Genomic DNA, 13,630 nt, shown 5'->3' on the forward strand with positions numbered 1-13,630 from the left:
GATTTTACCGTCCTTCCATCGGAAAGCCCCCGAATAGATGGGTCAGGGGTTCACCCATATATACTGTTTTAAGTTGCTGTGGATGAATGAATTCGTCTTTAAACCACGGGTATTTGCCAGGGTTAAAAGCCTCGACCAGCCAGTCGATCATGTGACGCACCCTAGGGATGCGTCCGGTGGTGGCATGATAAGACAGCCAGATGTCGTAGGACCACTTGAGGTCAACCTCCAGTGGTATGATCTTCCCGCCCAGGGCACTCGCATAGGTTGGGAAGACCCCGATGCCGGCGCCGTGCGCCACGGCCCAGTAATTGGCGCTCGAGACATTGGTGGTCATCGCGATCAGGTCCCGCTGTTCGAAACCGGGGAAGATGGTGGCGAAGGCGGCATTGGCGGCGGCTTCGTCCGCCACCTGCAGAACCAAGCGGTGTTTGACGAGATCGTCAATCGTCTTTGGGATGCCAAATATCTCCAAATATTTCTCGCTCGCAAAGCACATCAGGTGCATGCGGCCAAGCCGGACCAGCTTGACGTCGAGCGCCGCCGGCCGGGAGAGGTGGATGGCGACGTCGGCCTCGTGACGCGACACGTCGGCCGAGCGCATCGCGCAATAGAGATCGACCATGACGTTGGGAAAGCTCTGCTGAAATTCGACCAGCCGGGGCGCCAGCCAGAACGTGCCGAGCCCCTCGGTCACCGCGACCCGGACCTCGCCCGACGCAGCGCCGGCGAGACCATCGCCCGCGCGCAGCAACTCGAATGACGCGGCCTCCATGTGCTCGACGGCGGAGACCACCAGCGCGCCTTCGTCGGTCAGCCGAGCGCCGTGGACATCGCGCGTGAACAGCGTCGCGCCGATCTGCCGCTCGAAATCATCGATGCGTCGCCGTACGGCATTGATCGAGAGCGTCAGCCGCTCGGCCGCGGAGCGAAAGCTGCCGGCCCTGACAACCTCGAGGAATATCCGCGCTGCATCCCAGTCGGTGAGGCTTGCCTGCGCCGATTTGCTCACGGTCGACTTGGCCGGGGCGGCCCGGCCCGTCGCAGTTCTTGCCGGCTTGCTCGCCGTTGCGCCCTTGGCGCCGCCACTCTCTCGGCTCAGTTCAATGCTCGATCCTGCCCCAGCAGACGAGCCGCCGTGCTCCCCTGGTGCCAGCGTCGCAGGGGTCTCGGCTAGTTCCCGGCGTTCCTTCTGAGGAACGCCCCGTTCCGCCGCAACGCGCATACAAGCTCTCTCCGCCTGCTAGAGTGATTCCGATAAATTACGGGCAGGGCACGTTCGTGCCATGATTTGGTTGAGCGATCGAGGGTCGATGAGTCTGCCACCTTCAGTTCTCTGCAGCATGGTCTTACCGCCAGCAGATGCGCGGTCTGACACATCATGTAGGACAGGGACACGCTTAACGCGAGTCGAACCTAAGATCGACGGTTTTTGCCTCGACCGCAATGAAATGGTATTCGAAGATGGGCCGTTGTCATGCTATCGTGATGAACGGATCGTGGCGCTAATTCATCGAATGCCGGGGAGCGGTGATGTCTCTTCACCCTGCGTCATGCCAGGACGCCGTCGTGCCGTCCCAGGGGGTAGGTGCATGGCTCGGCTGAGCCGCATCGGCAAAGCGCAGGGGAGCAACGACATGACGTATTTGGAAGCCATCCGCGAGTCGGGAGTTGCTCGGCTCCATCTCGTCGCACGCTACTAGAACGGAAACGACGCCTGTGGCCAATTCAGACGAACAAATGCTTGCAGTGCTTGCGTCCCTCGAGCAGTGCCGCGCCATGCTCGCGGCGACGGGCAATCGCGAATCGGCGCATTTGGTCTCGGTTGCCATCCTCGACCTGCGCATGAAGCTGAACCGTCTGAGCGAGGACGATCTGAAATCGCTTTGCGATGAGATGGTTCAAGCCGACAATCCCGACAAGCTGCGCGATGCGAAGCTGCAGCCAGGTCAGCGCCGGCCACCGTTGCTTCGAGTGGTGAAATAGCACAGTTCGGTGTGTGCACAAGGGTGCATTTGGCGCATTTGTGATATGTCGTGATCCCACGGTGAGGCGCGCGCCGGCTCGCAGACGAGCCGGTTGAAGCGAGGCGACACTCCCATCGGGGCGGGGGGCTTCGCCAATGAGGCCCCGATCCGGGGACGTCGGGCTCTATCCTGGCGAAAGCCCGCAGGCCGTGATCATCGTTGACCGCCGTAACTTCGGCACGTCTGTTGCGTATTCCCCGCATCGGCGGCAAGAAGCGTCGTGCCCCGGCTTGCGCCTGGAGGGGCGTATCGCGGGACTCGCATGATCCAGAACGTATCGATTCCGGCCGCGTTCATTGCTGGCTTGGTCAGTTTTCTTTCGCCCTGCGTGCTACCGCTGGTTCCTCCGTATTTGATCTATCTCACCGGCGCCACGATCGAGCACATCGAGAGCGACGAGCCTCCGGCCGCGTCGCGTCGCGCCGTGATGATCTCGGCCGCACTGTTCGTGCTGGGCTTCTCCACCGTGTTCGTGATGCTGGGGGCGAGCGCCTCGCTGATCGGCGGCCTGATCCGGGCCTGGTCGGAGCAGTTGTCCATCCTCGCCGGCGTCGTCATCATCGTGATGGGCCTGCACTTCCTCGGCCTGACGCGGATCTCGTTCCTGATGCGCGAAGGGCGGCTGCCGATCCCCAAGCCGGTCGGCCTGTGGGGCGCCTATGTCATGGGGCTCGCCTTCGCCTTCGGCTGGACGCCGTGCATCGGGCCGATCCTGGCGGCGATCCTCTCGATCGCAGCTGCGGAGACGACGGTCGCCAAGGGGGCCGGGCTTCTTGCCGTCTATTCCGCCGGCCTCGGCATTCCGTTCCTGGTCGCGGCGTTCATGATCGAACAGTTCTCGGCGCTGTTCATCCGCATGCGTGGCCATCTCGTGAACATCGAGCGCGCGATGGGCGTGCTGATGATCGCCACCGGCATCGGCTTTCTCACTGGCGCGGTCTCGACCTTCAGCATCTGGCTGCTCGAGACGTTCCCGGCGCTGCAGAGGTTCGGCTGACGCGGCTCAATCGTCGAGCTTGCAGGTGATGGTGTAGACCACGCCCGGCGGCAGGAAGTCGACCGTGGCCTCGCCGCCGAGCTGATCGCGCGCGCTGCGCTCGATCAGGCGGGAGCCGAAGCCGCGCTGGATCGGCGCCGAGACCACCGGGCCGCCGGTTTCCTGCCACACCAGCCGCAGCCGTGCCGGCAGCTTCTTCGCCGCGTCGGCCGCGTTCGCCAGCTCCCAGGACAGATCGACCGTGCCGGTGTCGTTGGAGAACGCACCATATTTGGCGGCGTTGGTTGCGATCTCATGCACGATCATCGACAGCACGACGGCGAGCCGCGGCGACAGCGCCACCTTCGGGCCGGAGATCCTGATGCGGTCGGGCGTGTTGAGGCGGTAGGGCTTGAGCACGCGCTCGATCACGTCCTGCAGCTCAGAACCCTGCCATTTCTCCTTGCTGAGCAGATTATGCGCCTCGGCGAGCGCGCCGAGCCGGCCCTCGAACTTCTCACGCTCAAGGCGGCTGGCGCTGCGGAAGGTCTGCACCGCGATCGCCTGCAGGATCGCCAGCGTGTTCTTGACCCGGTGATTGAGCTCCTCGATCAGCAGGTCGTGCAGCATCTCGGCGCGCGCGATCGTCGTCGCCATCCGCACCGCGAAGGCCAGACCGATCGCCAGCATGATGCCGCCGAGCAGGCTGGTGACGGCGAGGTTGCGCCACAACGGCGCAACCAGCGAATCCTCGGCGATGCCGGCGCCGATGGTCCATCCGGTGAGGGTGGAATGGGTGAAGCTCGACAGCAGCGGCACGCCCTCGAGCGATACGCTCGACAGCGTCGCCTCCTGCTCGCTGCGCATGCGATCAAACACCGAGGGCGAGGCCTGCTTGCCTATCGTCTCCGCCGGATTTGGCACGCGCGCGAAGACGGTCGCCTGGCGGTCGAGCAGCGACAAGGTCCAGTCCGGATTCGGCCGCTGCTTTTCCAGGATGGTCTGGAACATCTCGATCGGCGGGCTGAACGAGATGTCATAGACGACCTCGCCGTCGCGAAAGACGGGCACCTCGACGGTGACGATCAGGCTCTTCTTCACGACGCCGTAGAACAGGTCGGAATATTGCGGCTGCCGGGTCTCGAACACGCGGCGGGTGATCTCGCGGTTGTTGCGCGTCGGCAGGTGAGCCGTATCCGTCGTCGCCGACGAGAACAGCTGGCGTCCGTTGCGGTCGGCGACCACGATCGTGCCGTTCTTGCCGTACTGCTCGAGGAAGCCCATCGCGATCGGCCGGAAGCGTTCGAAATCGCCGGTGGTCAGAGCATCGGTCAGCGCCAGGACCTGGACGCCGCCGGTCATGCGCTGCATTTCGGCATCGAGCGTCAGCCGGATGCTGCGCACCGTCTCCAGCACGCGCTGACGGGCGTCGCTGCGATCCTGCATGTAGCTGTGCAAGACGATTCCGCCTGCGAACAGGATGAGCGGCAGTGTGGTCCCTGCGACCAGAAGAGCAAGCCGGATCGGCAGGGAGAGTTTTGGCACGGATGCCCCGTTTGAGCTGGCGCTGCTGATCGCCGTTGGGACTGACGCAGGCGGGAGACGCGTCGGGCGGAGGCGAATTTGTGCGGCGAGCGCATATCAGGCTGGAGCGGCTGCCTCCGCAAGGGCTCGGCGGTTGCAGCCGTTCACATGACTGTCAGCATAAGAGAGCACCGCGTGCACGCCAAGCGCAACGCGCGGGGATCGCCGGTTCCCTGAGCGGCTTTACCGCCACGACGCCGCTCCTAGACGTTGCTTTCGGTGATCGCCGCGTACACCATCGTGCGCAGCTCGCGGCGGATCGGGTAGGCGCTCGACGGCAAGACCTGGGTCATGAAGATCGTGATCAGCTCCTCGGCCGGGTCGATCCAGAACGCCGTGGAGGCCGCACCGCCCCAGGCATATTCGCCGGCGCTGCCGGGAATCAACGTCTTGGCCGGATCCATCGTCACCGAGAAGCCGAGACCGAAGCCGATGCCGTTATAGGCTGCTTCCGCGAACATCGAGCGCGACAGCGCCGGCAGGTCGACGCCGCCCGGCAGATGGTTCGAGGTCATCAGCTTCAGCGTCTTCGGTCCGAGCAGCCTGACGCCGCCGAGCTCGCCGCCATTGAGCAATGCGCGGCAGAACGTCAGATAGTCGGCCGTGGTCGAGCACAGGCCGCCGCCGCCGGAGATGAAGTCGGGCGGGTTCAGGAACGAACTGGTCGCCGGGTCGTCCTGCAAGGTCAGGCCGCCCTTGCGATCGGCGGCGTGGAACGACAAGGCGCCGCCGGCATCGGCCGAGTAGCACGCCGCCAGCCGGTGCGCCTTCGCCGCGGGCACGTGGAAATCGGTGTCGCTCATGCCGAGCGGATCGAAGATGCGCTGCTTCAGGACTTGCTCGAACGGCTGGTCGGCGATCTTGCCGACGAGATAGCCGACCACGTCGGTCGAGACCGAGTAGTTCCAGGCCTCGCCCGGCGAGAATTCGAGCGGAATACGCGAGAGATCATCGATCATCGACTGCAGCGTTCCCGCCTTTTCGACTGCGCCGATCTTGGCGTCGCGATAGGCGGCATCGACGTTCGATCGCTGCTGGAAGCCGTAGGTCAGGCCGGAGGTGTGGCGCAGCAGGTCGACGATCAGCATCGGCCGCGACGGCGGCCGGCTGACAAAGGCCGGCGCGGTGCCGGCGACGAACACGCCGAGATTCTTCCACTCCGGAATGTATTTCGCGACCGGCTCGTCGAGCGCGACCTTGCCTTCCTCGACCAGCATCATGAAGGCGACCGAGGTGATCGGCTTGGTCATCGAATAGATGCGGTAGATCGTGTCGTCCCTGACCGGGACCTTGCGCTCGACGTCGGCATAGCCGAGCGAGCTCGCATGCACGATCTTGCCGCGGCGATAGACCATCAACTGCGTCCCGGGAAAGCGGCCGGCCTCGACATAGCGCTGCCGCAGATGGGCATCGATGCGATCGAGCGCGGCTTTCGACATGCCGACGGTTTCGGGCGAGGCGGGTGTCGGGGCGAGCATCGGGCGTCTCCGCTATGATCGGTTTCTGGCGGCCTGCGCGAGGATCGGCCGCGCATCCCGTTTGTTCCGGGTGATAGCCGAAAATCGCGCCGCGTCCAATGGCAGGCCAGGCATGCGTCGTGTACCCTTTGCGCCGGGAGGAATTGGCAATGACACAATTCAATGAAGGCGAGCTCACGGAGGCCGTCGTCGCGAGCTTCGAACGGACACCCGATCCGCGCGCGAAATTCCTGCTGCAGGAATTGGTGAAGTCGCTGCACGATTATGTGCGCCGGACGGAGCTCACTTTCGACGAATGGGCCGCCGCCATCGACTTTCTCACCCGCACCGGACAGACCTGCACCGCAAGCCGGCAGGAGTTCATCCTGCTGTCCGACGTGCTCGGCGTGTCGATGCTGGTCGACGCCATCAATCATCGCGACCGGGCAGGGGCGACGGAGACGACCGTACTCGGCCCGTTCTACGTCGGCGAGCACAAGGTGACGCCCCACGGCACCGACATCTCGGCGGATCTCAAGGGCGAGAAGATGTTCGTCCAGGGACGGGTGACCGATCTGGCGGGTGCCCCGCTGGCAGGCGCCGCGGTCGATGTCTGGCATGCCGACGACGAGGGCTTCTACGATTCGCAGCGGCCGTCCTATGAAAGCGATGGTCCGTCGTCGCGGGCGCGCTTCATCACCGATGCTGATGGCCGCTTTTTCTTCCGCACCATCCTGCCCTGCAGCTATCCGATCCCGACCGACGGACCGGTGGGACGGATGATCCTCGAGACCAAGCGTCATCCGATGCGCCCGGCCCATGTGCATTTCCTGGTGGACGCCAAGGGCTACGAGCCGCTCATCACCCATGTCTTCGTCGGCGGCGACGAATATCTCGACAGCGACGTCGTCTTTGGCGTCAAGGACGAGCTCATCGCCCAGGTCGAGCGGCGCAGCGACGCGGTGATGCCGGACGGCAAGCTGGCCATCGGGCCATGGCACTTGATGACCTATGATTTCCGCATGAAGCCGGGAGCGGGCGTGGCGCCGAGGCCGCTTGGCGCGATCGCGCCTGAACCCGCCTGATCCGCGGCTGGCAGGTCCGCCTACCAGCCGCCGTGGCGAGCCGCGAGCAGGATGATCACTGCGATCGCGAGCAGCGCAGTCGTCGCCTTCCAGAACAGCAGCGGATTGCGCTCGATCAGGGGCGTCCGGCCGCCGCCGATATAGGCGGGATTGGGGTGCCGAAGGTCGAAGACGAATTCCGAGAGGCTCTCGTAACGTTTGGCGGCGACGGGATGGACGGCGCGCCGGAGTGCGCCATCGATCCAGAGCGGGACGGTTTGGTCATCGCCGGAGGCCGGGTGATAAAGCACCTTGCGAAACTGCGCCCGGGTTCGTGCACGTGCCATCTGCGCGCCGTAGGGCAGCCGGCCCGTCAGCATCTGGTAGGCGATCACGCCGAGCGAGAACTGGTCGGACCATTCGGAGCCGCCCTCGCCGAGAAAATATTCCGGCGCCGTATACTGCTGGGTGCCGAGGATGCTGTCGTGGTCGGCAGCCGGATCGGCCTCGACCACGCCGCTGACCCGCACCGATCCGAAATCGATGATCTTCACCGTCCCGGTCCGGTCGATCATGATGTTTGCAGGCCGCAGATCCTGGTGCAGCACTTCCTTGCGATGCAGCGCCTGCAGCCCCCTGGCGATCTGCTCGATGATGTCTCTGACGGTATCGAGATCGGCTTTGGGATGGTCGATCATCCATTGCGCCAGGGTCTGGCCTTCGACGAATTCGGTGACGACGTAGAGATGATCGCGGCGACGCGTCGATGGGAAGGCCTTCAGCACGTGCGGGTTGTCGATCCGCCGCGCAATCCAGTCTTCCATCAGGAACCGTTTGAGATAGGCCGGGTCGCCGCGCAGGTCGATCGAAGGCACCTTGAGGGCGACGGCGAGCTCCGTCTCGACGTCGACGGCCAGATAAATGTGGCTGCGGCTGCTGGCGTGGATCTCGCGCACGATCCGGTAGCCCTCGAAGATCATCCGCGCGTCCAGCAGCGGCGCCGGCGGCAGCTGCTCGGCCTGGACCGGAATCTCGGCGGCATCGCCGGCACCGAGTTCGTCGATCCGCACGATCTGGATCGTGAGATTGTCCGCGCTGCCCTGCGCCAGCGCCTCAGCGACGATGATACGGGCCGCCTGGTCGAGGTCGTGGGAATTCTCTTTCAACACGTTGGCGACAAAACGATTGCCTACGTGTTCGTGAACGCCGTCGGTCGCGAGCACGAAGATGTCGCCGCGCTCGATCCGAATGGCCTGATAGTCGATTTCGACCTCGGGATTGACCCCGAGCGCACGCCCCAGATAGCTCTGCTGCGACGAGATGATGACGCGATGATCGTCGGTGAGCTGCTCGAGCGAGTGGCCTGCGGGGCGATAGATGCGACAATCGCCGATATGGAAGAGATGCGCCGTGGCCGCCTTGATTACCATCGCACTGAGCGTGCAGACGTAACCCTTGTCGCGGTCATAGGCGTATTGGCTGGCTCTGGTCTGGGCGTAGAGCCAGGAGTTGGCCGCGGCGATCACGCGTCGCGCCGAGGTCTTCACCGACCAGGCATCCGGCGTACAGTAATAGTCGGTCAGGAAGCTCTTGACCGCCGACTCGCTCGCAATGTGGCTGACCTCGCTGCTGCTGATCCCGTCCGCGATGGCGATCGCGATGCCCTTCAGGCTGAGCGCCGGCTCATCGGGAATCAGTGCGCCGTGGAAGTCCTGGTTGCCCGGCTTCTGCCCTTTGTCGGAATGCGCTCCGATGGTGATCCGCAATGGCATTTGGGCTATCGAGCGATTTGAGGAGAGCCCGACCTTAACTGAAGCCGGGCTCTCCAAGGGAGACGGAAATCAAGCCGCGACGCGGGCTGCGATCTTGGCATCACGCTTCGGCTGCGTCCTGACATGGGTGGCGTACAGCGTCAGGCCGGTGAACGAGAGACCGCCGACGAGATTGCCGAGCACGGTCGGGATCTCGTTCCAGATCAGGTAGTCCATGATCGAGAACTTCGCATGGAGCATCAGCCCCGACGGAAACAGGAACATGTTCACCACCGAATGCTCGAACACCATGTAGAAGAACACCAGGATCGGCATCCACATCGCCAGCACCTTGCCCGGGACCGTCGTCGAGATCATCGCGCCGACCACGCCGGTGGAGACCATCCAGTTGCACAGCATGCCGCGGATGAACAGCGTCGCCATGCCGGCCGCGCCATGCGCCGCGTAGCCGAGCGTCCTGCCTTCACCGATATTGCCGATGACAGCGCCGACCTTGTCCGGCTCCTGCGTGAAGCCGAACGTGGTCACGAATGCCATCATGAAGGCAACGGTCAGTGCTCCGGCGAAATTGCCGATGAAGACGAGGCCCCAGTTGCGCAGCACGCCCGCGAGGGTCACGCCCGGACGCTTGTCGATGAGCGCCAGCGGCGACAGCACGAACACGCCAGTCAGCAGATCGAAGCCCAGCAAATAGAGCATGCAGAAGCCGACCGGAAACAACAGCGCGCCGATGATCGGCTGGCCTGTGTTCACATTGATGGTGACGGCAAACCAGGCCGCGAGCGCCAGGATCGCGCCAGCCATGTAGGCGCGGATGACGGTGTCCCGGGTCGACATGAAGATCTTGGACTCACCTGCGTCCACCATCTTGGTCACGAATTCTGAAGGCGCGAGGTACGACATTCAAACGTCCTTTGTTTGCTCTCGGGAATAGATTGCGCGCTGCCTTGCGAGAGGTTCTGGCTCTCGCGGGACATCGCCACGGGCAGGCGGATCGGATGTCGAATGCGGGGAAGGGCGTCACGACGACCGCGCCGAGGTGACCCCAGTCGCGAGCGCGCGTCCGTCCCGGAGATCAGGCGCCATCGGCCTCGACAGTCCGGCGAACCGCAGTCATCGTTGACTTGTAGGCGTCGAAGCAATGCCTGTGCCAATTTTGACGCCAATCAAAAGATCATCGATTTCAATCGATTACGTTTGGACGTCCGGGCCGCGGCTGCTTGAAAGGGCTGATTTGCTGTCCTGGTGCTCATGGAACAATCGCGCCATGCCCACTTTGTGTGCGGCGCACACAAAGTGGGCGAATCGCAAATTTTGGATGCGGGCTTCTGCCTCTGATGGATTGCTGTGCACAGCTAAGCGATTGAATCAGTTCCTGAATTCAAAACTGATGCGTTGGCACGAAGCTTGAAAGAGCATTTGCGACGCCATCGATGCCGTCCGCGCAATCCTCATCCGAATCGTGACGCTGCCCCTTCCGAGGCCACCTCGGAACACGCGCCTTCGTGCGTGGCGCAGCGACCCGCAACGGACGGCCTTTTCACCCATCGAGCGCTCTTCAGACAAAGGACGACAGCACTCATGACGAAGACTGCCAATCCTGCTCGCCGCGACGGCTTCAGCCGTCGTCAGCTTCTCAAGGCGGGCGCCGGCACGGCTGCGCTGCTAGCAGCCGCGAAGCTGAACTTGCCGGGCGGAGCGTTCGCCCAGGGGGCGGGGCCGGAAGTCGCCAGCGCCAAGCTCGGCTTCATCGCGCTCAGCGATGCCGGTCCGCTGTTCGTGGCCAAGGACAAGGGCATCTTCGCCAAATACGGCATGCCCGACGTCGACGTACAGAAGCAGGCCTCGTGGGGCACCACGCGCGACAACCTCGTGCTCGGCTCTGAAGGCAACGGCATCGACGGCGCGCACATCCTGACCCCGATGCCGTACCTGATCTCCTCGGGCAAGGTGACGCAGAACAACCAGCCGACGCCGATGTACATTCTGGCGCGGCTCAATCTCGATGCGCAGTGCATCTCGGTCGGCAAGGAATATGCGGACCTCAAGCTCGGCCTCGATACCGCGCCGTTCAAAGCCGCGCTGGAGAAGAAGAAGGCCTCCGGCAAGTCCGTGAAGGCCGCGATGACCTTCCCGGGCGGCACCCACGATCTCTGGATCCGCTACTGGCTCGCCGCCGGCGGCATCGATCCCGACAAGGACATCGAGACCATCGTGGTGCCGCCGCCGCAGATGGTGGCCAACATGAAGGTCGGCACCATGGACTGCTTCTGCGTCGGCGAGCCGTGGAATGCGCAGCTCGTCAACCAGGGTATCGGCTACACCGCCGTCACGACGGGCGAGATCTGGAACAAGCATCCCGAAAAATCCTTCGCGATGCGCGCCGCCTTTGTCGACAAATATCCGAAGGCCGCGAAAGCGTTGACGATGGCGGTGATGGAAGCGCAGCAGTGGGCCGACAAGATGGAGAACAAGCAGGAGCTTGCGACCATCATGGCCAAGCGGCAGTGGATGAATTGCCCGGTCGAGGACGTCGCCGGACGCACGGCCGGCAAGTTCGACTACGGTACCGGCAAGGTCGTCGAGAACTCGCCGCACATCATGAAGTATTGGCGCGACTTCGCGTCCTATCCATTCCAGAGCCACGATCTCTGGTTCATCACCGAGGACATCCGGTGGGGCAAGTATGAGGCTGGCTTCGACGCCAAGTCGCTGATCGCCAAGGTCAACCGCGAGGACATCTGGCGCGAGGCCGCCAAGGAGATGAACGTCGCAGCCGCCGAGATTCCGACCTCCAAGTCGCGCGGCAAGGAGACCTTCTTCGACGGCAAGGTGTTCGATCCGGAAGATCCCGCCGCCTACCTGAAGTCGCTGTCGATCAAGCGCGTCGACGCCTGATCAGGACCTCCCGCTGCGCGCGCAAGGCGCGCGGCCTCTCTCATTGCACGGAGAAAGATTTCCGATGTCCATGCCAGCGTTGACCAACGATAGCGCTCCCCAGGTCGTGCCGACCGCGGCGGCGTCCACCTCGGCGTCCATCGTGACCATGACGCCCAAGCAGGCGCCGAAAGCCGAACGCTATGGAAAGATGGCCCGCGAGGCCGCGGTGCGCGTGGTGCCGCCGTTGATCGTGCTGGCGCTGTTCCTGCTGATTTGGGAGCTGGTCTGCCGCCGGGCCGGCTCGGCGCTGCCGCCGCCCTCCCGGGTGTTCAGCGATACCCGCGAGCTGATCTTCGATCCGTTCTTCGATCATGGCGGCATCGACAAGGGACTGTTCTGGCATCTCGAGGCCAGCCTGCGCCGCGTCGCCTTCGGCTACGCGATTGCTGCCGTCGTCGGCGTCGGTGTCGGCACGCTGATCGGCCAGTCGGTGTGGGCCATGCGCGGCCTCGATCCGATCTTCCAGGTGCTGCGCACGATCCCGCCGCTCGCCTGGCTGCCGCTGTCGCTGGCGGCGTTCCGCGACGGCCAGCCGTCGGCGATCTTCGTCATCTTCATCACCTCGGTATGGCCGATCATCATCAACACCGCGGTCGGCATCCGCAACATTCCGCAGGACTATCGCAACGTCGCCGCGGTGGTGCAGCTCAATCCGCTGGAGTTCTTCGCCAAGATCATGATTCCGGCGGCCGCGCCCTACATCTTCACCGGCCTGCGCATCGGCATCGGCCTGTCGTGGCTCGCGATCGTCGCGGCCGAGATGCTGATCGGCGGCGTCGGCATCGGTTTCTTCATCTGGGACGCGTGGAATTCCTCGCATATCAGCGAGATCATCCTGGCGCTGTTCTATGTCGGCATCATCGGCTTCGTGCTCGACCGCCTGATTGCGGTCGTCGGCAAGATCGTCACCCGCGGCACCGCGACGAATTGAGAGGTAGAGATCATGGCCTATCTGAAGCTCGACCACGTCGACAAGACCTTCACCCGCGGCACCGCCACCACCGAAGTGCTGAAGGACATCAACCTCTCGATCAACAAGGGCGAATACGTCTCGATCATCGGCCATTCCGGCTGCGGCAAGTCGACGATGCTCAACATCGTGGCGGGGCTCACCACGGCCACGACCGGCGGCGTGCTGCTGGAGGAGCGCGAAGTCAATTCGCCGGGACCCGACCGCGCCGTGGTGTTCCAGAACCACAGCCTGCTGCCCTGGCTGACGGTCTACGAGAACGTGCGGCTCGGCGTCGACAAGGTGTTCGCCAAGACCAAGACCCGCGCCGAGCGCGACGCCTGGACCATGCACAATCTGAACCTGGTGCAGATGGCCCATGCCAAGGACAAGCGGCCCAACGAGGTCTCCGGCGGCATGAAGCAGCGCGTCGGCATTGCCCGTGCGCTCGCCATGGAGCCGAAAGTGCTGCTGCTCGACGAGCCGTTCGGCGCGCTCGACGCGCTGACGCGGGCGCATCTGCAGGACTCGGTGATGGCGCTGCACCAGAAGCTCGGCAATACCATCCTGATGATCACGCACGATGTCGACGAGGCGGTGCTGCTGTCCGACCGCATCGTGATGATGACCAACGGCCCGAGCGCGCATATCGGCGAGGTGCTCGAGGTCGCCCTGCCGCGGCCGCGCAAGCGGCTCGAGCTGGCGACCAACGCCACCTACGTCAAGTGTCGCCAGCGCGTGCTGGAGTTCCTGTATGAGCGGCATCGCTACGTCGAGGCGGCGTGACGATTGGAAAGCGGAGAGCGCATCGAACCGCTCTCCGCGTCGGGCAACTAACGGGTTCTCGTTTCCATCATAAGG

At 63.9% G+C, this 13,630-nt stretch carries 11 protein-coding genes; 6 read left to right on the forward strand and 5 right to left on the reverse strand.

What is annotated here, in order from left to right:
• Window positions 1-4: 4 nt before the first annotated feature.
• A complete protein-coding gene (locus tag ACQR0U_RS16310) occupies window positions 5-1,225 on the reverse strand; it encodes a LysR family transcriptional regulator (protein ID WP_315715722.1) in 1,221 nt (406 codons plus the stop codon).
• Between the two features lie 515 nt (window positions 1,226-1,740).
• On the opposite strand from ACQR0U_RS16310, the gene ACQR0U_RS16315 reads away from it, so the two are divergent.
• Together ACQR0U_RS16315 and ACQR0U_RS16320 are read left to right on the forward strand one after the other, a co-directional pair.
• Window positions 1,741-1,986 (forward strand): hypothetical protein, encoded by a 246-nt coding sequence (locus ACQR0U_RS16315; RefSeq protein ID WP_315737708.1) that lies wholly within the window; start codon window positions 1,741-1,743, stop codon window positions 1,984-1,986.
• 303 nt (window positions 1,987-2,289) lie between these two features.
• Entirely contained in the window at window positions 2,290-3,024 is a 735-nt protein-coding gene (locus tag ACQR0U_RS16320) for a cytochrome c biogenesis CcdA family protein (protein ID WP_315715723.1), read from the forward strand.
• Window positions 3,025-3,030: 6 nt separating this feature from the next.
• Here ACQR0U_RS16320 and ACQR0U_RS16325 read toward each other — a convergent pair whose 3' ends face one another.
• Complete coding sequence (locus ACQR0U_RS16325) at window positions 3,031-4,548, reverse strand: sensor histidine kinase (protein WP_316225100.1); 1,518 nt, start codon at window positions 4,546-4,548, stop codon at window positions 3,031-3,033.
• A gap of 242 nt (window positions 4,549-4,790) precedes the next feature.
• Window positions 4,791-6,065, reverse strand: a complete 1,275-nt coding sequence (locus ACQR0U_RS16330; RefSeq protein WP_315826414.1) for a serine hydrolase domain-containing protein — start codon at window positions 6,063-6,065, stop codon at window positions 4,791-4,793.
• Window positions 6,066-6,214: 149 nt separating this feature from the next.
• On the opposite strand from ACQR0U_RS16330, the gene ACQR0U_RS16335 reads away from it, so the two are divergent.
• On the forward strand, window positions 6,215-7,129 hold the full coding sequence (locus ACQR0U_RS16335; RefSeq protein WP_315826413.1) for a dioxygenase: 915 nt from the start codon (window positions 6,215-6,217) through the stop codon (window positions 7,127-7,129).
• Window positions 7,130-7,149: 20 nt separating this feature from the next.
• Here ACQR0U_RS16335 and ACQR0U_RS16340 read toward each other — a convergent pair whose 3' ends face one another.
• Window positions 7,150-8,880, reverse strand: a complete 1,731-nt coding sequence (locus ACQR0U_RS16340) for a bifunctional protein-serine/threonine kinase/phosphatase (RefSeq protein WP_316225102.1) — start codon at window positions 8,878-8,880, stop codon at window positions 7,150-7,152.
• A gap of 69 nt (window positions 8,881-8,949) precedes the next feature.
• Window positions 8,950-9,783, reverse strand: a complete 834-nt coding sequence (locus tag ACQR0U_RS16345; protein ID WP_316225104.1) for a formate/nitrite transporter family protein — start codon at window positions 9,781-9,783, stop codon at window positions 8,950-8,952.
• Between the two features lie 678 nt (window positions 9,784-10,461).
• Here ACQR0U_RS16345 and ACQR0U_RS16350 point away from each other — a divergent pair.
• From ACQR0U_RS16350 to ACQR0U_RS16360, 3 genes are all read left to right on the forward strand, one after another.
• Entirely contained in the window at window positions 10,462-11,778 is a 1,317-nt protein-coding gene (locus ACQR0U_RS16350; RefSeq protein ID WP_316225106.1) for a CmpA/NrtA family ABC transporter substrate-binding protein, read from the forward strand.
• A 64-nt stretch (window positions 11,779-11,842) separates the two neighbouring features.
• Window positions 11,843-12,751 carry a nitrate ABC transporter permease gene (ntrB, locus tag ACQR0U_RS16355; protein ID WP_315715730.1) on the forward strand — a complete coding sequence of 303 codons (909 nt, stop codon included), beginning with the start codon at window positions 11,843-11,845 and terminating at the stop codon, window positions 12,749-12,751.
• 9 nt (window positions 12,752-12,760) lie between these two features.
• Window positions 12,761-13,555 carry an ABC transporter ATP-binding protein gene (locus tag ACQR0U_RS16360; protein ID WP_315715819.1) on the forward strand — a complete coding sequence of 265 codons (795 nt, stop codon included), beginning with the start codon at window positions 12,761-12,763 and terminating at the stop codon, window positions 13,553-13,555.
• The last annotated feature ends 75 nt before the right edge of the window (window positions 13,556-13,630 follow it).

Origin of the sequence: Bradyrhizobium sp. HKCCYLRH3097 (genome assembly GCF_051167875.1) — a bacterium.
Classification (GTDB): domain Bacteria; phylum Pseudomonadota; class Alphaproteobacteria; order Rhizobiales; family Xanthobacteraceae; genus Bradyrhizobium.